The organism is Bradyrhizobium sp. LA6.8 (assembly GCF_040547935.1).
GTDB lineage: Bacteria > Pseudomonadota > Alphaproteobacteria > Rhizobiales > Xanthobacteraceae > Bradyrhizobium > Bradyrhizobium barranii.
The window spans coordinates 25,624-42,722 of record NZ_JBEPQQ010000011.1 but is presented as its reverse complement, the minus strand read 5'-3'; the positions used below and the strand labels follow the sequence as shown (position 1 = coordinate 42,722).

17 protein-coding genes and 1 other RNA gene are annotated in these 17,099 nt (G+C 65.1%); 8 read left to right on the top strand and 10 right to left on the bottom strand.

Features of this window, described 5'->3' with window-relative positions; translation table 11 throughout:
* The first annotated feature begins 3 nt into the window (after window positions 1-3).
* From dapD to dapE, 3 genes are all read left to right on the top strand, one after another.
* Entirely contained in the window at window positions 4-849 is an 846-nt protein-coding gene (gene dapD, locus ABIA90_RS37880) for a 2,3,4,5-tetrahydropyridine-2,6-dicarboxylate N-succinyltransferase (protein WP_063979813.1), read from the top strand.
* A gap of 268 nt (window positions 850-1,117) precedes the next feature.
* Window positions 1,118-1,756 (top strand): DUF805 domain-containing protein, encoded by a 639-nt coding sequence (locus ABIA90_RS37875; RefSeq protein WP_063979814.1) that lies wholly within the window; start codon window positions 1,118-1,120, stop codon window positions 1,754-1,756.
* On the top strand, window positions 1,753-2,919 hold the full coding sequence (gene dapE, locus ABIA90_RS37870; protein ID WP_354121381.1) for a succinyl-diaminopimelate desuccinylase: 1,167 nt from the start codon (window positions 1,753-1,755) through the stop codon (window positions 2,917-2,919). The genes ABIA90_RS37875 and dapE overlap by 4 nt, the downstream gene beginning before the upstream one ends.
* Window positions 2,920-3,061: 142 nt before the next feature.
* Here dapE and ABIA90_RS37865 read toward each other — a convergent pair whose 3' ends face one another.
* From ABIA90_RS37865 to def, 4 genes are all read right to left on the bottom strand, one after another.
* Complete coding sequence (locus ABIA90_RS37865; protein WP_063979816.1) at window positions 3,062-3,397, bottom strand: GIY-YIG nuclease family protein; 336 nt, start codon at window positions 3,395-3,397, stop codon at window positions 3,062-3,064.
* Between the two features lie 23 nt (window positions 3,398-3,420).
* Window positions 3,421-4,158, bottom strand: a complete 738-nt coding sequence (gene truA, locus ABIA90_RS37860; protein ID WP_354121380.1) for a tRNA pseudouridine(38-40) synthase TruA — start codon at window positions 4,156-4,158, stop codon at window positions 3,421-3,423.
* Window positions 4,158-5,081 carry a methionyl-tRNA formyltransferase gene (gene fmt, locus ABIA90_RS37855; RefSeq protein ID WP_354121379.1) on the bottom strand — a complete coding sequence of 308 codons (924 nt, stop codon included), beginning with the start codon at window positions 5,079-5,081 and terminating at the stop codon, window positions 4,158-4,160. The genes truA and fmt overlap by 1 nt, the downstream gene beginning before the upstream one ends.
* Before the next feature lie 138 nt (window positions 5,082-5,219).
* Complete coding sequence (def, locus tag ABIA90_RS37850; protein ID WP_208084096.1) at window positions 5,220-5,744, bottom strand: peptide deformylase; 525 nt, start codon at window positions 5,742-5,744, stop codon at window positions 5,220-5,222.
* Between the two features lie 171 nt (window positions 5,745-5,915).
* On the opposite strand from def, the gene ABIA90_RS37845 reads away from it, so the two are divergent.
* Complete coding sequence (locus ABIA90_RS37845; protein WP_085398512.1) at window positions 5,916-7,115, top strand: DNA recombination protein RmuC; 1,200 nt, start codon at window positions 5,916-5,918, stop codon at window positions 7,113-7,115.
* A 178-nt stretch (window positions 7,116-7,293) separates the two neighbouring features.
* On the top strand, window positions 7,294-8,658 hold the full coding sequence (locus ABIA90_RS37840; RefSeq protein ID WP_354121378.1) for an AmpG family muropeptide MFS transporter: 1,365 nt from the start codon (window positions 7,294-7,296) through the stop codon (window positions 8,656-8,658).
* A gap of 142 nt (window positions 8,659-8,800) precedes the next feature.
* Here ABIA90_RS37840 and ABIA90_RS37835 read toward each other — a convergent pair whose 3' ends face one another.
* The 6 genes from ABIA90_RS37835 to ABIA90_RS37810 form a co-directional block, all read right to left on the bottom strand.
* The gene (locus tag ABIA90_RS37835) at window positions 8,801-9,238 is read right to left on the bottom strand and encodes a hypothetical protein (protein WP_063979822.1); all 438 of its coding nucleotides are present in this window, start codon (window positions 9,236-9,238) and stop codon (window positions 8,801-8,803) included.
* Between the two features lie 26 nt (window positions 9,239-9,264).
* Window positions 9,265-9,867 (bottom strand): recombination mediator RecR, encoded by a 603-nt coding sequence (gene recR / locus ABIA90_RS37830; protein WP_354121377.1) that lies wholly within the window; start codon window positions 9,865-9,867, stop codon window positions 9,265-9,267.
* 1 nt (window position 9,868) lies between these two features.
* Window positions 9,869-10,189: a YbaB/EbfC family nucleoid-associated protein gene (locus ABIA90_RS37825; protein ID WP_028148995.1), complete on the bottom strand. Its 321-nt coding sequence runs from the start codon at window positions 10,187-10,189 to the stop codon at window positions 9,869-9,871.
* 123 nt (window positions 10,190-10,312) lie between these two features.
* Window positions 10,313-12,151 (bottom strand): DNA polymerase III subunit gamma/tau, encoded by a 1,839-nt coding sequence (locus ABIA90_RS37820; protein ID WP_354114425.1) that lies wholly within the window; start codon window positions 12,149-12,151, stop codon window positions 10,313-10,315.
* A gap of 94 nt (window positions 12,152-12,245) precedes the next feature.
* Window positions 12,246-12,342: signal recognition particle sRNA small type (gene ffs, locus ABIA90_RS37815), an RNA gene on the bottom strand.
* Between the two features lie 106 nt (window positions 12,343-12,448).
* Entirely contained in the window at window positions 12,449-13,450 is a 1,002-nt protein-coding gene (locus tag ABIA90_RS37810; RefSeq protein WP_354121376.1) for a GlxA family transcriptional regulator, read from the bottom strand.
* 104 nt (window positions 13,451-13,554) lie between these two features.
* Between ABIA90_RS37810 and ABIA90_RS37805 the strand changes: the two genes are divergently transcribed.
* The 3 genes from ABIA90_RS37805 to ABIA90_RS37795 all read left to right on the top strand — a co-directional run bounded on the left by ABIA90_RS37805 (window position 13,555) and on the right by ABIA90_RS37795 (window position 17,070).
* A complete protein-coding gene (locus tag ABIA90_RS37805; protein WP_354121375.1) occupies window positions 13,555-14,196 on the top strand; it encodes an HD domain-containing protein in 642 nt (213 codons plus the stop codon).
* 115 nt (window positions 14,197-14,311) lie between these two features.
* Entirely contained in the window at window positions 14,312-15,793 is a 1,482-nt protein-coding gene (locus ABIA90_RS37800) for a catalase (protein WP_354121374.1), read from the top strand.
* A 428-nt stretch (window positions 15,794-16,221) separates the two neighbouring features.
* On the top strand, window positions 16,222-17,070 hold the full coding sequence (locus ABIA90_RS37795; RefSeq protein WP_071909178.1) for a transporter substrate-binding domain-containing protein: 849 nt from the start codon (window positions 16,222-16,224) through the stop codon (window positions 17,068-17,070).
* Window positions 17,071-17,099 lie beyond the last annotated feature (29 nt).

Here is a 17,099-nt window from a genome sequence, read left to right as displayed (position 1 = left end):
CCGATGTCCCTGTCCGCCCTCGAATCCACCATCAACAGCGCCTTCGACGCGCGTGACGGCATCTCGACCTCGACCAAGGGTGAGGTGCGCGAGGCCGTGGACCAGGCGCTGGAGATCCTGGACAAGGGCGAGGCGCGCGTCGCCGAGCGTGGCGCCGACGGCAAGTGGAAGGTCAATCAATGGCTGAAGAAGGCCGTGCTGCTGTCCTTCCGCCTCAACGACATGGGCGTCATTCCCGGCGGTTCCGGCAAGGCGACCTGGTGGGACAAGGTGCCCTCGAAGTTCGAAGGCTGGGGCGAGAACCGTTTTCGCGATGCCGGTTTTCGCGCGGTGCCGGGTTCGGTCGTCCGCCGCTCGGCCTTCATCGCCAAGAACGTCGTGCTGATGCCGTCCTTCGTCAATCTCGGCGCCTATGTCGATGAGAGCACCATGGTCGACACCTGGGCGACCGTCGGCTCCTGCGCGCAGATCGGCAAGCGCGTGCACATCTCCGGCGGCGCCGGCATCGGCGGCGTGCTCGAGCCGCTGCAGGCCGAGCCCGTCATCATCGAGGACGACTGCTTCATCGGCGCGCGCAGCGAGGTCGCCGAAGGCGTGATCGTCCGCAAGGGCGCGGTGCTGGCGATGGGCGTGTTCCTGGGCGCCTCGACCAAGATCGTCGACCGCGAGACCGGCGAGATCTTCATCGGCGAGGTGCCGGAATATTCGGTGGTGGTGCCCGGCGCGCTGCCCGGCAAGCCGATGAAGAACGGCCAGATCGGCCCGAGCACGGCCTGCGCCGTGATCGTCAAGCGCGTCGACGAGCGCACGCGCTCGAAGACCAGCATCAACGAGCTGCTGCGGGATTGATCGGCGCCACCAGCGCCATTCCCTTACCGTCACCCTGAGGTGGCCGCCCCTTCGGCGGCCCTCGAAGGGCGACGGCCCGGCTGCGGCCACATCCCGGCCGCCCATCCTTCGAGGCTCCCGGCGCGATGCTTTGCATCGCGCCACTCGCACCTCCAGCGACAGCGGCTTCGCCGCTGCGCGGGGATGACGGGTTTGCTACCGTATCGAACCCACCTTCTCCCCATCGCGACCAATCACCGGACGGCCTCCGCTGCCCGGAACCTTCGCCATGGACTGGACCTGGTACCTCTTTCGCTTCGACGGCCGCATCAACCGCGCCTTGCTGTGGCAGGCGCTGCTAATCGTCGCGTTGCTGGCGGCCCTGCTCGGGGTGATCGGTCAGGTGATCCACCTCATCAACGCCGAGGGGGCGTTGAAGCTATCCCTGAAACTCGATTTCGACTTCGGCCTCGACGACCTCTTCAAGCTGGTCGATCCCCGGGCCTATCGCTCGCTGGCGCCCGTTGATCGCACCAACCTGATCCTGAAGGCGTTCGGCTTGTCGCTGTTCCTCTGGATCTATCTCGCGACGGCGATCAAGCGGCTGCATGATCGCGACAGGAGTGGCTGGTGGCTCGTTCCGTTCTTCTTCCTGCCCGGCCTGTACAACCAGTTCTCGGACCTGCTGCCGAACTCCACCTGGATGCTTCCGTTCTGGCTGGTCGCGTCCATCCCGTGGCTGTGGGGGTTTGTCGAGATGTTCATCGTATCAGGCAGCGTCGGCGATAACCGGTTCGGTCCTGATCCATTGGCCAAGACCGAGGACGGCTCGTCCCCTGCAAAAAGCTGGGACCAGCAAAGCGAGCTCGAATTGGTGCCGCCCAGCGCTAGCCCACCCGGCGGCATGCATGTTAAGCGGGGCGCATGACCGATGCTCTCTCGATTGCCCGCGATCTCATCCGCTGCCCCTCGGTAACCCCGGCCGATGCCGGTGCGCTGGGCGTGCTTGAGAAAGCCCTCAACGCTGCCGGCTTCACTTGTCACCGTGTGACCTTCTCCGAACCCGGCACCGCCGACGTCGACAATCTCTATGCGCGGATCGGCACTGAGGGCCCGCACATCACCTTCGCCGGCCACACCGACGTGGTGCCGCCCGGCGACGAGAACGCCTGGAGCGTCGGCGCATTCTCGGGCGAGGTGAAGGACGGCTTTTTGCACGGCCGCGGCGCGGTCGACATGAAGGGCGGGATCGCCTGCTCGGTGGCAGCCGTGCTCGAGCATCTCGCCGCCAATGGCGGCACGCCGCGCGCCGATGGAAAGGGCTCGATCTCATTCCTGATCACGGGCGACGAGGAAGACGTCTCCATCAACGGCACCATCAAGTTGCTGAAATGGGCCGCGGAGCGCGGCGAAAAGTTCGACCATTGCGTGCTTGGCGAGCCCTCCAACGTCGAGACGCTCGGCGACACCATCAAGGTCGGCCGCCGCGGCTCGCAGTCCGGCACGCTCTATGTCGACGGCGTGCAGGGCCATGTCGCCTATCCGCACCGTGCATCCAATCCGGTGCCTGATATCTCACGGTTGATCGTGGCGATCAGTGACGAGCCGCTCGACCATGGCAGCGCGCAGTTCCAGGCCTCCAATCTCGAATTCACCTCGGTGGACGTCGGCAACAAGGCCAACAACGTCATCCCCGGCGAGGCGCGCGCAAAATTCAACATCCGCTACAACGACAACCACACCCAGGCATCCTTGCGCGAGCTGGTCGAAGCGCGCCTGACGAAAGCCTGCGGCAACCGCATCAAGGCTCGCATCGTCTGGGAGCCCTCGAACTCGAATGTGTTCGTGACCAAGCCCGGCCCGTTCACCGATCTTGCGGTGTCGGCGATCGAAGAGGTGACGGGCCGCAAGCCGGAGCTGTCGACCTCAGGCGGCACCTCGGATGCGCGCTTCATCTCGAGCTATTGCCCGGTGATCGAGTTCGGCCTGGTCGGCCAGACCATGCACCAGGTCGACGAGCGCGTGCCGGTGGTGGATCTGGAGAGATTGACGCAGGTGTATCGGGGGATTTTGACGCGGTATTTTGGGTAGGGCGTTAATCGCCGCCCAACCCACCGCCGTCATGCCCGGGCTTGTCCCGGGCATCCACGTTCTTTGGCGCTCCTGACAAGAAAGATCGTGGATGGCCGGGACGAGCCCGGCCATGACGATGTGGCGAGAGCCCGGGCCCGTCTCATTGAACAATCGTCTCGTACAGATCCTTCCATTCGGGATTATCCCTGAGGATCAACCTGACCTTCCACGTCCGCGACCAATGCTTGATGTTGTGCTCGCGCTGGATAGCGGTTTGGATATCCTCATAGCGCTCGAAATAGACCAGCAGCTTGACGCCGTACTTCTTGGTGAAGCCGGGAACGAGTCCGTTTCGATGCTCATAGATGCGGCGAATAATGTCGCTCGTCACACCGACATACAAAATGCCGTTTGGCGCGCTCGCCAGGATGTAGACCCATCCACCATGCATGGTTGCATGTTGGCGCACGTGGATGGCCGGGACAAGCCCGGCCATGACGTCTGTGGCGGCAGCGGGCGCTAATAATCCACCTTCATCAGATACAGCCCGTCAGGCGGCGCGACGATGCCGCACGCCGCGCGGTTGCGGGCTGCGAGCGCTGCGGTGAGATCGTCCGCGGTCCAGCGGCCCTCGCCGACCCAGACCAGCGATCCCACCATCGAGCGCACCTGGCTGTGCAGGAAGGAGCGCGCCGAGGTGAGAATCGTGATCTCGCGGCCGTCGCGGTGCACGTCGAGCTGGTCGAGCGTCTTCTCCGGCGACTTGGCCTGGCACTCGGTGTCGCGAAACGTCGTGAAGTCGTGCTTGCCAAGCAGGCGTTGTGCCGCCGCATGCATCGCATCGGCATCGAGCCGGCGCGGCACGCGCCAGGCGTGACCGATATCAAGCGTGAGATTGGCGCGGGTGTTGACGACGCGGTAGCGGTAGTGCCGCTTCACGGCCGAGAAGCGTGCCTCGAAGGCGTCAGGGACGATCTCGGCCTCCAACACCGCGATCGGATGCGGGCGCAGATGCGCATTCAACCCGTCGCGAAAACGGCCCGGCGGAAACTGCTTCTCGATGTCGACATGCGCGACCTGGCCGCGCGCATGTACGCCGGCGTCGGTGCGGCCCGCGCCATGCACCCGCAGATCCGCGCCGGTCATCGCCTTCACCGCCGCCTCTAACGCGCCCTGCACGGAAGGCAGCGTGTCCTGCACCTGCCAGCCGAAGAACGGCGCGCCGTCATATTCGATGGTGAGCTTGTAGCGGGGCATCAGGCCAGCCGCATCGGCGGCTTCACCGGCACGCCGCGCAAAAAGTCCGTGGCCTGCATCCGCGCCTTGCCCTCGCGCTGGAGCTCGAGGATGCGGATCGCGCCCTCGCCGCAGGCAATCGTGAGCTGGTCGTCGAGCACCTCGCCGGGTGCACCGGAGCCCTTCGCCAGCTCGCAGCGCAGAATTTTCACGCGCGCATTCTCGAGCTCGGCCCAGGCGCCGGGAAACGGCGACAGGCCGTGGATGTGGCGCAGCACGGCGCGCGCAGGCCTGGTCCAGTCGATCCGCGCTTCGGCCTTGTCGATCTTGGCGGCGTAGGTGACGCCATCCTCGCTCTGCTTCTTGAGCTGGAGCCCGCCGCGGGCGAGCGCGGCCATCGCGCGCACCATCAGATCGGCGCCGAGCCGGGAGAGACGGTCATGCAGATCGACCGCGGTCATGTTGTCCGTGATCGCAAGACGCTCGGCCATGGCGACGTCGCCGGTGTCGAGGCCGACATCCATCTTCATCACCATCACGCCGCTCTCGGCATCGCCTTCCATGATCGCGCGGTTGATCGGCGCGGCGCCGCGCCAGCGCGGCAGCAGCGAGGCGTGCAGATTGTAACAGCCGAGCTTCGGCGCATCGAGGATCGCCTGCGGCAGGATCATGCCGTAGGCGACGACGACGGCGGCATCCGCATCAAAGGCACGAAACTCGTCGAGCGCTTCGGGCGTCTTCAGCGACTTCGGCGTCAGCACGGGCACGCCGAGCTTTCGCGCGGCTTCCTCGACCGGAGTCGGCTGCAATTGCAGGCCGCGCCGTCCGCCGGGCTTGGGCGCGCGGGTATAGACCGCCGCGATCTCGTGGCCGTGCGAGACCAGCTCGAGCAGCGTCGGCACGGAGAAATCGGGCGTACCCATGAAGATCAGGCGGAGAGACATATGACGAGACAATCCTCGGGAACGAGCAAGTTACTCGTCATGGCCGGGCTTGTCCCGGCCATCCACGTTCTCGCTGCTCGCGGCGGCAAAGAACGTGGATGCCCGGCACAAGGCCGGGCATGACGGCGGAGGACGTGGCTACTCCGCGCGCTTGGCGGCTTTCTCGAACTTCTTGATCACGCGGTCGCGCTTGAGCTTTGAGAGATAGTCGACGAACAGCACGCCGTTGAGATGGTCGATCTCGTGCTGGATGCAGGTGGCGTAGAGGCCTTCGGCGTCCTCCTCGTGCACCTTGCCGTCGAGGTCGGTGAAGCGCACGCGCACCTTCGCAGGCCTTTCGACCTCCTCGTAATATTCGGGGATCGAGAGGCAGCCTTCCTCGTAGACCGACAGATCCTCGGAGAAGGCGATGATTTCAGGGTTGATGAAGACACGCGGCTCCGGCTTTGTCTCGCCGTCCGGGTCAGGCTTGGCGAGGTCCATGGTGATCAGCCGCAAGGGCTGCGCGATCTGGATCGCCGCGAGCCCGATGCCGGGCGCGTCGTACATGGTCTCGAACATGTCGTCGGCAAGCTTGCGGATCTCCGTCGTGACCTTCTCGATCGGCTTGGAGACCAGACGCAGCTGCTTGTCGGGCAGGATGATGATTTCTCTGAGGGCCATGGCCGCGATTTAAGCCGCATGCCGGATGCGGTCAATGCGGCGAGGAACTCCGTTAACCCTCCGCTAACCATAAAACTTCAGGTTTCGTTAACCATAAAAATTAGGGGGCCATTAACCATAAGCGTTCGCTATTCGTTCGCGGAGGGTGTCGAATCGGCTACAAGGGCCGCCATGAACGAGATCATTTTCCTGGCTGGCGACTGGCCGGTCCGCACCATCGATGCGCTGATCGGCTTCGGCGCCCTCGTCGTCATCCTGCTGGTGGTGATCGCGGTCGTGATCGCGCGATCCGGGCGGCGCGGCGCGGAACTCGCCATGGCCAATGCCATCCGCGCGGACGAGCTCGAGGAGCGCCTCAGCCAGGTGCTGCACGCCCAGAGCGAAGCTGCCGGCCGAGCCGACGCCATGACCCAGGCGCTGGCCGGCCGCCAGGCCGACATGGCGCGCGCGGTCAACGAGCGGCTGGATTCGGTGACCCATCGGGTCGGCCAGTCCATGGAACACTCGACGCGCAACACCATGGAGAGCCTGCGCGCCCTGCACGAGCGGCTCGGCATCATCGACAACGCGCACAAGAACCTGACCGACCTCACCACGCAGGTGACAACCCTGCGCGACGTGCTCGCCAACAAGCAGTCGCGCGGCGCCTTCGGCCAGGCGCGGATGGAGGCGATCGTCCAGGACGGGCTTCCAAAAGGCGCCTACGAGTTCCAGTTCACGCTCTCGACGGGAAAGCGGCCGGATTGCGTGGTGTTCCTGCCCGACCAGCGGCCGCTCTGCATCGACGCAAAGTTTCCGCTGGAGGCGATGACCGCGCTGCACGATGCGCGCACCGACGAGGAGAAGCGCATCGCCACGCAGCGGCTGCGCGGCGACGTGATGAAGCATGTCAGCGACATCGCCGACAAATATCTCGTCGCTGGCGAGACCCAGGAGATGGCGCTGATGTTCGTGCCGTCGGAATCGGTCTATGCCGAGATCCATGACGGTTTCGACGACGTGATCCAGAAGGCCTATCGCGCCCGCGTCGTGTTGGTGTCGCCGTCGCTGCTGATGCTCGCGATCCAGGTGATGCAGCAGATCATGAAGGATGCGCGCATGCGCGACGCCGCCGACCAGATCCGCACCGAGGTGATCAAGCTCGGCGACGATTTGGGCCGCCTGCGCGACCGCGTGCTGAAATTGCAGAAGCATTTTGCCGACGCAAACGAGGACGTGCGGCAGGTGCTGATCTCCGCCGACAAGATCGAGAAACGCGCGGGGAGAATCGAGGAGCTCGATTTCAGCAAGACCGACGCGCCGGAGGGTCCGCATCTGGTGGCAACCGGTGCCGCGGAGCTGTTCCCGAGGAAGCTCCAGGCGGGGGAGTGAGTTGTTCACCTCTCCCCGCTTGCGGGGAGAGGTCGGATCGCCCTTGCGATCCGGGTGAGGGGGTACAGGTCTCTCGTCGATCTCGCACGCGGAGAGAGGCCCCTCACCCCGCCCTCTCCCCGTAAGAACGGGGAGAGGGAGACGAGGCAGCGCACCCAGAATCTGCTAACACCTCCCCATGACCGCACCCGACGCGACCTCCCCTGCCAGCCCCGACACGGCCCCCACCTCCTGGCGCGACGGCCTGGCCGTGTACCTGCAACCGCGGGTGCTGATCGTGCTGTTCCTCGGCTTCTCGTCCGGGCTGCCGCTGGCGCTGTCGGGCTCGACGCTCCTGGTGTGGATGCGCGAGGCCGGGGTCGATCTCAAGACCATCGGGCTGTTTGCGCTGGTCGGCACGCCCTACACGCTGAAATTCCTGTGGGCGCCGCTGGTGGATGCGCTGCATGTGCCGCTGTTCACCCGCGCGTTCGGACGGCGGCGCGGCTGGCTGCTGTTCTCGCAACTATTGCTGATCATCGCGATCCTGCTGCTGGCGCTGACCGATCCCGCGCGCTCGCCGTTCTACGTCGCGCTCGGCGCGCTGCTGGTCGCGACCACGTCCTCGACGCAGGACATCGTGGTCGACGCCTTCCGCGTCGAGAGCCTGCCGGAAAGCGAGCAGGCCGCCGGAATGGCTTCCTATGTCGCAGCCTATCGCATCGGCATGCTGGTCTCGACCGCGGGCGCGCTGTTCATCGTGTCCGGCTTCGAGGGCACCGGCATTCCGCGCGCGTCAGCCTGGATGTGGGGCTACGTGGTGATGGCGGCGATGGTGCTGATCGGCACGATCACCGCGCTGGCCGCGACCGAGCCCGAGCAATCGGCGCGGGCGGAAGCTGCGACACAAACCGAGACGGCGTTCGCGCGCGTGCTGCACGCGGCGATCGGGGCCTTCTCGGAATTCCTGTCGCGCAAGGACGCGCTCGCCGCGCTCGCCTTCGTCGTGCTGTTCAAGTTCACCGATGCCTTCTCCGGCACGATGACCGCGCCGTTCGTGATCGACCTCGGATTTTCCCGCAACGATTATGCGGCGATCGTGAAGGGCGTCGGCCTCGCGGCAACGCTGATCGGCGGCTTTGCCGGCGGCTTCCTCGCGCGGCGCTATTCGCTGGCGACCAGCCTGTGGATCGGCGGCGTGGTGCAGGCGCTCGCCAATCTCTCCTTCTCCTGGCTGGCCTTCGTCGGCACCAGCCAATGGGCGCTGGCCTTTGCCATCACCTGCGAGAACTTTACCAGCGCCATCGGCACCGTGATCTTCGTCGCCTATCTCTCCGCGCTGTGCCAGAATCCGCTGCACACGGCGACGCAATACGCGCTGCTCACCGCGCTTGCGGCGGTCGGACGAACATATCTGTCAGCGAGTGCGGGCTATGTCGCGGAGACGACCGGCTGGCCGCTGTTCTTCGTGATCTGCGTGCTGGTGGCGATCCCGAGCCTGGTGCTGCTGGCCTGGCTGCAGAAGCGCGGGCATTTCGAGACGCTGGGGCCGGTAAGGGTGTAAACTCGGCACGCGCTACGCCCGCGATGCCGTAGGGTGGGCAAAGCGAAGCGTGCCCACCACCTGAATCGTCGCCGGGAGAATGGTGGGCACGGCGCTTTGCGCCTTTGCCCACCCTACGGTAGCTCGGCTGGAGCCGCGCCCCCTACTGCTTCTTGATCAAGCTCCACTTCGTGATCACGGCTTCGCTCATCTGGCCGGGATCGCTGGCGCAGGCGACTTCGTCGACCTTGACCGAGATCGCCTTGCCGACGAACGATTTCAGCTGCGTGGCCTGCGCGTCGCTGGAAGTGACGAGCTGGAACGTCTCAGGGCCGGTCTCGAGATTGCACAGCCCGTTCGGCGCCGGCAGTCGACGCGGCTCGGAGGTGATCTGGTACATCGCAATCCGCTTGCCGGCGTTCTTGATGTCGCGCACCTTCATTGCGTTCAATTCGCCCGAGAGCACCTCGCCGGCACTGATTGGCTTGCCGGGCTTCGGCGGCGGCGGCGCCCCGTCGTCCTGCTGCGCGGAGATGGCCGGGGTCGCCAGCATTATCATCGTCGCGACCAAAGCCGATCGAGTGGCGAAAAGTTTCGTCATGTCGTCCGTTCCGTAAGTCTGGATGGCTAGAACAGGGTCCGCTGCCGCATCGCGGCCGATAGCGTACCTTCGTCGAGATAATCAAGCTCGCCACCGACCGGCACACCATGGGCCAGCCGGGTTACTTTTACGTTGGCGTCCTGAAGCAGGTCGGTGATGTAGTGCGCCGTGGTCTGGCCGTCGACCGTCGCGTTCAGCGCCAGGATGATTTCGTGCACCTCGGCAGCATGCGCGCGCCCGACCAGCGCGTCGATGGTGAGATCCTGCGGGCCGACCCCGTCGAGCGGCGACAAGGTCGCCCCCAGCACGTGATAGCGCCCCTGGGTCGCATTGGCCCGTTCCAGCGCCCAGAGATCGGCGACATCGGCGACCACGACGATGATGGCGGGATCGCGCTTCGGATCGGTGCAGACCGTGCAGGGATTTTGCGTGTCGATGTTGCCGCAGGTCTTGCAGACCTGGACCTTGTCGAGCGCGACCTGCAGGGCTGAGGACAGCGGCATCATCAGCGCTTCGCGCTTCTTGATCAGATGCAGCGCCGCACGCCGGGCCGAGCGCGGACCGAGGCCCGGCAGCCGTGCGAGGAGCTGGACCAGCCGCTCGATTTCGGGACCTGCAACCGAACCCATCTTATTGGCCGAACATACCCGGCGGCAGGCTGAGCCCGCCCGTGAGCGCCTGCATCTTCTCCTGCACGGCCGTCTCGGCCTTGCGGCGGGCATCGCCCAGGGCGGTGACGAGCAGGTCCTCGAGCACCTCGCGCTCTTCCGGCTTCATCAGCGAGGGATCGATCTTGATGCCCTTCACGTCCATCTTCGCGGTCATGCGCACGGCGACGAGACCGCCGCCGGAGATGCCCTCGACCTCGACGTTGGAGAGCTGATCCTGCATCTCCTGCATCTTGGATTGCAGCTGCTGCGCCTGCTTCATCATGCCGAAAATATCGACCATCGGTGCTGTCCTTGGTTGGCGCGATGACTCGTCATCGCGCCTTAACTCTTGGTTTGAGCATGATCTAATCGGAAAACCGCTTCACACTTTGCGCTACGCGGCCCTTCGGGTCCGGATCATGCTCTAGAGATCGTCGCCGTCGGAACCATCGGGCGGATCGTCACTGCCATAGTCCGCATTCATATTGGTTTCCGGCGCCTCGGGGGCAAGCCTGCGGACCTCGACGACCTTCGCACCGGGAAAACGCGACAGCACCTCCTGCACGCGCGGATCCGCTTCGGCGGAGCGCGCATGTTCCTGCTTCGCCGCGTGGTTCACCGAACGCAGCGTCGGCTGGCCCTGCTCGTTGGAGACGATCACGGTCCAGCGCCGGCCGGTCCAGAGCTCGAATTTTCGCGCGAGCTCGGAGATCATGGTCTTGGAGGCGTTGGGCTCGAGCGCGACTTCCAGCCGGCCCTCCTCGAAACGAACGAGGCGCATGTCGCCTTCGAGCGCGGCCTTGGTCATGAGATCGCGCTTCTGCCCGGCGACCGCGACGAGCTGGGTGAAGCTCGTGATGCGCAGCTGGGGCGCGGCCCCTTGCGGATCCGGCGCGGGCGCCGCCATCTGCGGCCGGGCTGCACCGCCACCGAACCCGGACGGTGACGAAGTCGGTGCGCGCATGGGTGCAGCCGAGGCAACCGGCGCCGCGGAGGCCACCGGCGCACCCGGCGCGCCGCTGCGCGCGGCACTTCCGCCGCCCACGACCGGCGAGCCGCCGCCGTTCTGCTCCAGCATCTTGATCGCTTCGTCCGGCGTCGGCAGGTCGGCGACATAGGCGATGCGCACCAGCACCATCTCGGCGGCCGCTGCCGGGCGCGTCGCGGCCTGCACCTCGGTGATGCCCTTGAGCAGCATCTGCCACATCCGCGACAGTACGCGCATCGAGATCTTCGAGGCAAAATCCCGCGCGCGCACGCGCTCGGTCTCGCCATAGGCGACGTTGTCGGCGGTCGCCGGCACGATCTTCACGCGGGTGACGAAATTGACGAACTCGGCAAGGTCCGACAGCACGACGATCGGATCGGCACCGACGTCGTACTGGTCGCGGAACTCCTTGAAAGCGGCAGCGATGTCGCCGCGCGCCAGCGAATCGAACAGGTCGATGACGCGGGTGCGGTCGGCGAGGCCCAGCATCTGCCTGACCGCGTCCGCCTTCACGGTGCCTGCCGCGTGCGCGATCGCCTGGTCGAGCAGCGACAGCGAATCGCGCACCGAGCCTTCCGCGGCGCGCGCGATGATGCCGAGCGCCTCGGGCTCGATCTCGACGTTTTCCTTGGCCGCGATATTGGCAAGGTGCTTCATCAGCACGTCGGCCTCGACCCGGCGCAGGTCAAAACGCTGGCAGCGCGACAGCACGGTGACCGGAACCTTGCGGATCTCGGTGGTCGCGAACACGAATTTGGCGTGCTCCGGCGGTTCCTCCAGCGTCTTCAGGAAGGCGTTGAACGCCGCCGTCGACAGCATGTGGACTTCGTCGATGATGTAGACCTTGTAGCGGGCGCTGGCCGGCGCGTAGCGCACGCTGTCATTGATCTGGCGGACGTCGTCGACGCCGGTGTGCGAGGCGGCGTCCATCTCCAGCACGTCCATGTGCCGGCTTTCCATGATCGCCTGGCAATGCACGCCCAGGGTCGGCATGTGGATGGTCGGGCCCTTCACCGAGCCATCCGGCATCTCGTAGTTGAGCGCACGGGCCAGAATACGCGCGGTGGTGGTCTTGCCGACGCCACGGACGCCGGTGAGGATCCAGGCCTGCGGAATGCGCCCGGTCTCGAACGCGTTCGAGACGGTGCGGACCACGGCCTCCTGGCCGATCAGGTCGTCGAAGCTGGAGGGCCGGTATTTGCGCGCCAGCACCCGGTAGGGCGTGCTGGCCTGGCCGGCGCTGTCGGGGTTGGGAGGGGCGCCAGCGTCGGTCATCGGTCGATCCGCAATGGAATGTCTTTCGCCCGGCTTTTGCGGAAAGGAGCGCGCTGGCGGGAAGCCCGCCGGCGCAATTCGCTCGGAAAAACAGGTAGGAGACTGACGAGCGACCCGATCCGGACCTCGTTAGGGCTGCTTCCTTCCGGACCTGACCCGGTTGGCGAGTGGCTCGTCCACCGCCAATCTCCCGGTCCCTATTTGGGGCCAAAAGGTCGGGAAAGCAAGCGGGTATCCGTAGGTCCCGCACACCCCGCTGGGCGGCCCCCGCCGGCCCATTTGGACGCGGAAGCCGGCTCAGTGCTGGCGAGCTGGAACCTCCGTGATTCGCGCAAACCGCTTGCGATACTCGGCGGGCGTCACGCCGACGTGACGATTGAACGCGCGACGCAGCGTATCGGCATCGGCGAATCCACAATGGAGCGCCACCTGCTTCGGGGCTTCATTGCCAAACTCGAGCAGCCGCCTCGCCGCATTGACGCGGGCTTCCTCGACCCAGGTCGCAGGCGTGACCCCGACCTCGGCGCGGAACAGCCGTGCAAAGTGCCTCGGGCTGAGCTCCGTGCGCGTCGCGAGGCTGGCAACGCTGTGGTCGAGCCCGGGATTGGCGGCGACCCAGCGCTGCAGCTCCTGCAGCGCGGCGCGGCCGGCGGGAACAGCCTCGCCCTTGCGGGTGAACTGCATCTGCCCACCCGGGCGCTTGAAGAACATCACGAGCTGGCTTGCAACCTTCATGGCCGTATCGCGCCCGAGATCTTCCTCGACCAGAGCCAGCGCCAGATCGAGCCCTGCGGTCACGCCGGCGGCCGTGCGGAGCTTGCCGTCGGTGACGTAGATGGCATCCTTGTCCACGGTGACCGATGGGAATTTCCTCGCCAGCATGTCTGCGACCGCCCAATGCGTCGTGACCCGCCTGCCATCAAGGAGACCGGCGGCGGCAAGGAAGAAGGCCCCGCTGCACACCGAGCCGAATCTGCGGGTCCGCGAAGCGCGCCGCCGCAGCCAGTCGATCACGCTCCCGTCCGCCGGGACCTCGGCCGCGTTCGGGCATCCCGCCACCAGCAAGGTGTCGATGGGCTCCTGGAAGTCGCGGTCGACGATTCGGTCGGGCATCAGCCGGACGCCTGAGGAACTGCGGATCGGCCCTGGCTCCGCGCCCGCCACGAACAAGGCATAGGCGGGATAGCCGGCCTGCACGTTCGCCTCGGCGAACACATCGAGCGGCCCTGCGACATCGAGCAGCTGCACGCCTGGCAGCGCCACGATCACAACCGTCCTTGGTTTCGGCTTTGCGCCCATGTCCGCCTCGATCCGAATTTGTCCGTTTTTGACGTGTTACGTCGATTTAAGACAACGTAGCCCGGATTTACAGTGAACGCGATCCAAAATTTCAGGAGCTGCTCATGTCAGAAATCACCGAGGCCGCCGTCATTCCCGACAGCAAGCTGGCGCGTGCCATCACCGAATACATCCGCGACACCGAAACGGACCTGCTCTTCGACCATTCCAGCCGCGTCTACCAGTTCGGCGCGATGGCTGGCGTCCGCCGCGGACTGACCTTCGACCGTGAGCTACTTTACGCCGGCGCCATGTTTCACGACATCGGCCTGATGCCGGGCCATGGCAGCCAGCACGAGCGGTTCGAGGTCGACGGCGCACACGCCGCGCGCGACTTCCTGCGCAGCCACGGCATTTCGGAAGCCGACGCCTACACGGTCTGGACCGCGATCGCCCTGCACACCACGCCGGGCGTCCCCCAGCACATGCACCCCGTCGTCGCGCTGGTGACCGCAGGCGTCGAGATGGACGTGCTCGGGCTCACCTACGACGAATATTCCGACGCGGAGCGCGAGGCGGTCGTGAAGGCGTTTCCGCGCACGCCGCGCTTCAAGGAAGACATCATCCAGGCCTTCTACGACGGCATCAAGCATCGGCCTGATACGACGTTCGGCAACGTCAAGGCCGACGTCATCGCCGACAAGGAGCCGCATTTCCATCGCGGCAATTTCTGCAGCGTCATCCGCAACTCGCATTGGCACGGCTGACCGGCGTTCGCGCAAGGACAGTGCGATCTCGAAATCGACTGCTGTGGACCCATGCGAGCCTGAGATTTCGCACGCGGGCAGCAATAGCCAATGACCCCATATTCAGGAGCATCCCATGGCCGATGAGCCGAAACGTTTGACCCATGCGACGGGCGCGCCCGTCAGCGATAACCTCAACATCATGACCGCGGGCCGCCGCGGGCCCGCGCTGCTGCAAGACGTCTGGCTGATCGAGAAGCTAGCACATTTCGATCGCGAAGTGATCCCGGAGCGACGGATGCATGCCAAGGGTTCCGGCGCCTTCGGCACCTTCACCGTGACCAATGACATCACCCGATACACCAAAGCGAAGATCTTCTCGGAAGTCGGCAAGCAGACACCGATGTTCGCACGCTTCTCGACGGTAGCCGGCGAGCGCGGCGCAGCCGACGCCGAACGCGACATCCGCGGCTTTGCGCTGAAGTTCTACACCGAGGAAGGCAATTGGGACATGGTGGGCAACAACACGCCCGTGTTCTTCTTCCGCGATCCCTTGCGCTTTCCCGACCTCAATCATGCGATCAAGCGCGATCCCCGGACCGGAATGCGCAGCGCCGACAACAATTGGGATTTCTGGACGTTGTTGCCGGAGGCTCTGCACCAGGTCACCATCGTGATGAGCGAGCGCGGCCTTCCCAGAAGCTTCAGGCACATGCATGGCTTCGGCAGCCATACCTACAGCTTCATCAATGCCGCCAATGAGCGGACCTGGGTGAAGTTTCACTTCCGGACGCAGCAGGGGATCGAAAACCTGACCGACGCCGAGGCCGAAGCCCTCATCGGCAAGGACCGCGAGACTCACCAGCGCGACCTGTTCGAGAGCATCGAATGCGGCGATTTCCCGCGCTGGACGATGTTCGTGCAGATCATGACCGACGATCAAGCCAAGGCGTTTGCCTTCAACCCGTTCGACCTGACCAAGATCTGGCCGAAGGCGGACTTCCCGCTGATCGCGGTCGGCTATTTCGAGCTGAACCGCAATCCGGAAAACGTCTTCGCCGAGGTCGAACAGGCATCCTTCTCGCCGGCCCATGTCGTTCCGGGCATCGGCTTCTCGCCCGACAAGATGCTGCAGGCGAGGCTGTTCTCCTATGGGGACGCGGCGCGCTATCGCCTCGGCGTCAACCATCATCTGATCCCGGTCAACGCGCCGAAATGCCCGTATCACAGCTACCATCGCGATGGCGCGATGCGGACCGACGGCAATCTCGGGAGGACGCCGACCTATTTCCCGAACAGCCGCGGCGAGTGGACGGACCAGCCCGATCTCAACGAGCCGCCGCTCGAGATCGATGGTGCAGCCGCACATTGGGATCACCGCATCGACGACGATCACTATCGGCAGCCCGGCGACCTCTTTCGCAAGATGAACGCAGCCCAGCGGCAGGCCTTGTTCGACAACACGGCGCGTGCTGTCGGCGCCGCTGCCATCCCGATCCAGGAACGGCACATCGCCAACTGCGCCAAGGCCGATCCCGCCTATGGCGCGGGCGTGCGCGACGCGCTGACGCGCCTCGCGACCGTTCGTGCCGAGGCTACGGAAAAGGCCGCAGAATAGGGTCGCTCGATCCGCACCGACCTCTCGCCGTCTTCGGCGAACGGCGCCGACAGAGCGCCGTTCGCATTTTTAAAGCGAACCGCCGAAACCTCTCAATTTTCTCGCGAGAATAGCTCAAGCCGACGCGCTCGCCGGGCCTTCCCTCGCGCATCGTCGCGAAGTGCAGATGCGGACGTTCGCCTCGGAAAGCGTCATGGCCGATGGGCTCCCTGCCTATCTTCGAGGCCCCGCACATCCCTGAGGCAATCGAGTCTTGACAGGGCCCGCCCGGCAGCGCCTTTCTATGAAATCCTGCCGGAACCGAAACAAAGGGTGCGCGAAAATCCGATCCTGAGCATTTTTCAGCCGGCTGACGCCGATTGATGGGCGAATTTTTCGCGCGAGATCAACCACACACCTTCATCCAACCAGAAAAGCGATTCCTCAAAATGGTTACACGTCGTGATGTCGCATCGATTGTCGGACTTGGCGCGATGGCTGCGGCCACGCTGGCCTCACCGGCCGTGGCGCAGACCGCAGCGGATTCCAACGAATCGACCTTTGCCCGAATTCGCCGCACCAAGAAGATGCGGATCGGCGCGGTCGGCGGTGGCGCGCCCTATTACATGAAGGACCTTGCCAGCGGCCAGTGGAAGGGCTTCTACATCGACATCGCCAAGGGGCTGGCCGACGACATGGAGGCCGAGCTCGAGATCACCGAGACCACCTGGGGCAATTCGGTGCTCGATCTTCAGTCCAACAAGATCGACATCTTCTTCGGCCTCAACCCGACCCCGAAGCGCGCGCTGGTGGTCGACTTCTCGGTGCCGGTCTTCAACAACGCCTTCGGCATCCTCTGCAAGAAGGACTTCAAGCCGAAGAGCTGGGCCGAGCTGAACTCGCCCGACGTCAAGATCGCCGTCGACCAGGGCTCGTCCCACGACCAGGTCGTCAGCCGCCTGACGCCGAAGGCGCAGATCTCGCGACTGAAGACCGCCGACGATGCCACCGCCGCGCTGCAGACCGGCCGCGTGGACGCGCAGTGCCTGATCACCATGCTATCGCTGACCGTGCTGAAGAAGAATCCCTCGCTCGGCCAGTTCGTGCTGCCGACGCCGATCTTCGCCACCACGTCGAATGCCGGCTTCCGCCGCGAGAACGACAAGACCTTCCGCGACTACGTCAACACCTGGATCGACTTCAACAAGGGCCTCGGCTTCATCCGCAACGCGATCATCACCAACATGGAGCTGGTGGGCGTGACCGAAGCGGACATTCCCCCGGGCGTTTCGCTGTAAGGTGTGATGAACACCTGAAGTATCCACAC

Bases quoted from the DNA above. Each gene is read 5' to 3' on its own strand.
- ABIA90_RS37845 (WP_085398512.1), top strand. From the start codon at position 5,916: ATGAACGAGATCATTTTCCTGGCTGGCGACTGGCCGGTCCGCACCATC.
- fmt (WP_354121379.1), bottom strand. From the start codon at position 5,081: ATGTCTCTCCGCCTGATCTTCATGGGTACGCCCGATTTCTCCGTGCCG.
- ABIA90_RS37865 (WP_063979816.1), bottom strand. From the start codon at position 3,397: ATGGCCGGGCTTGTCCCGGCCATCCACGTGCGCCAACATGCAACCATG.
- recR (WP_354121377.1), bottom strand. From the start codon at position 9,867: ATGGGTTCGGTTGCAGGTCCCGAAATCGAGCGGCTGGTCCAGCTCCTC.
- ABIA90_RS37825 (WP_028148995.1), bottom strand. From the start codon at position 10,189: ATGGTCGATATTTTCGGCATGATGAAGCAGGCGCAGCAGCTGCAATCC.
- truA (WP_354121380.1), bottom strand. From the start codon at position 4,158: ATGCCCCGCTACAAGCTCACCATCGAATATGACGGCGCGCCGTTCTTC.
- ABIA90_RS37840 (WP_354121378.1), top strand. From the start codon at position 7,294: ATGACCGCACCCGACGCGACCTCCCCTGCCAGCCCCGACACGGCCCCC.
- ABIA90_RS37820 (WP_354114425.1), bottom strand. From the start codon at position 12,151: ATGACCGACGCTGGCGCCCCTCCCAACCCCGACAGCGCCGGCCAGGCC.
- dapE (WP_354121381.1), top strand. From the start codon at position 1,753: ATGACCGATGCTCTCTCGATTGCCCGCGATCTCATCCGCTGCCCCTCG.
- ABIA90_RS37810 (WP_354121376.1), bottom strand. From the start codon at position 13,450: ATGGGCGCAAAGCCGAAACCAAGGACGGTTGTGATCGTGGCGCTGCCA.
- ABIA90_RS37795 (WP_071909178.1), top strand. From the start codon at position 16,222: ATGGTTACACGTCGTGATGTCGCATCGATTGTCGGACTTGGCGCGATG.
- ABIA90_RS37800 (WP_354121374.1), top strand. From the start codon at position 14,312: ATGGCCGATGAGCCGAAACGTTTGACCCATGCGACGGGCGCGCCCGTC.
- ABIA90_RS37875 (WP_063979814.1), top strand. From the start codon at position 1,118: ATGGACTGGACCTGGTACCTCTTTCGCTTCGACGGCCGCATCAACCGC.
- dapD (WP_063979813.1), top strand. From the start codon at position 4: ATGTCCCTGTCCGCCCTCGAATCCACCATCAACAGCGCCTTCGACGCG.
- ABIA90_RS37835 (WP_063979822.1), bottom strand. From the start codon at position 9,238: ATGACGAAACTTTTCGCCACTCGATCGGCTTTGGTCGCGACGATGATA.
- ABIA90_RS37805 (WP_354121375.1), top strand. From the start codon at position 13,555: ATGTCAGAAATCACCGAGGCCGCCGTCATTCCCGACAGCAAGCTGGCG.
- def (WP_208084096.1), bottom strand. From the start codon at position 5,744: ATGGCCCTCAGAGAAATCATCATCCTGCCCGACAAGCAGCTGCGTCTG.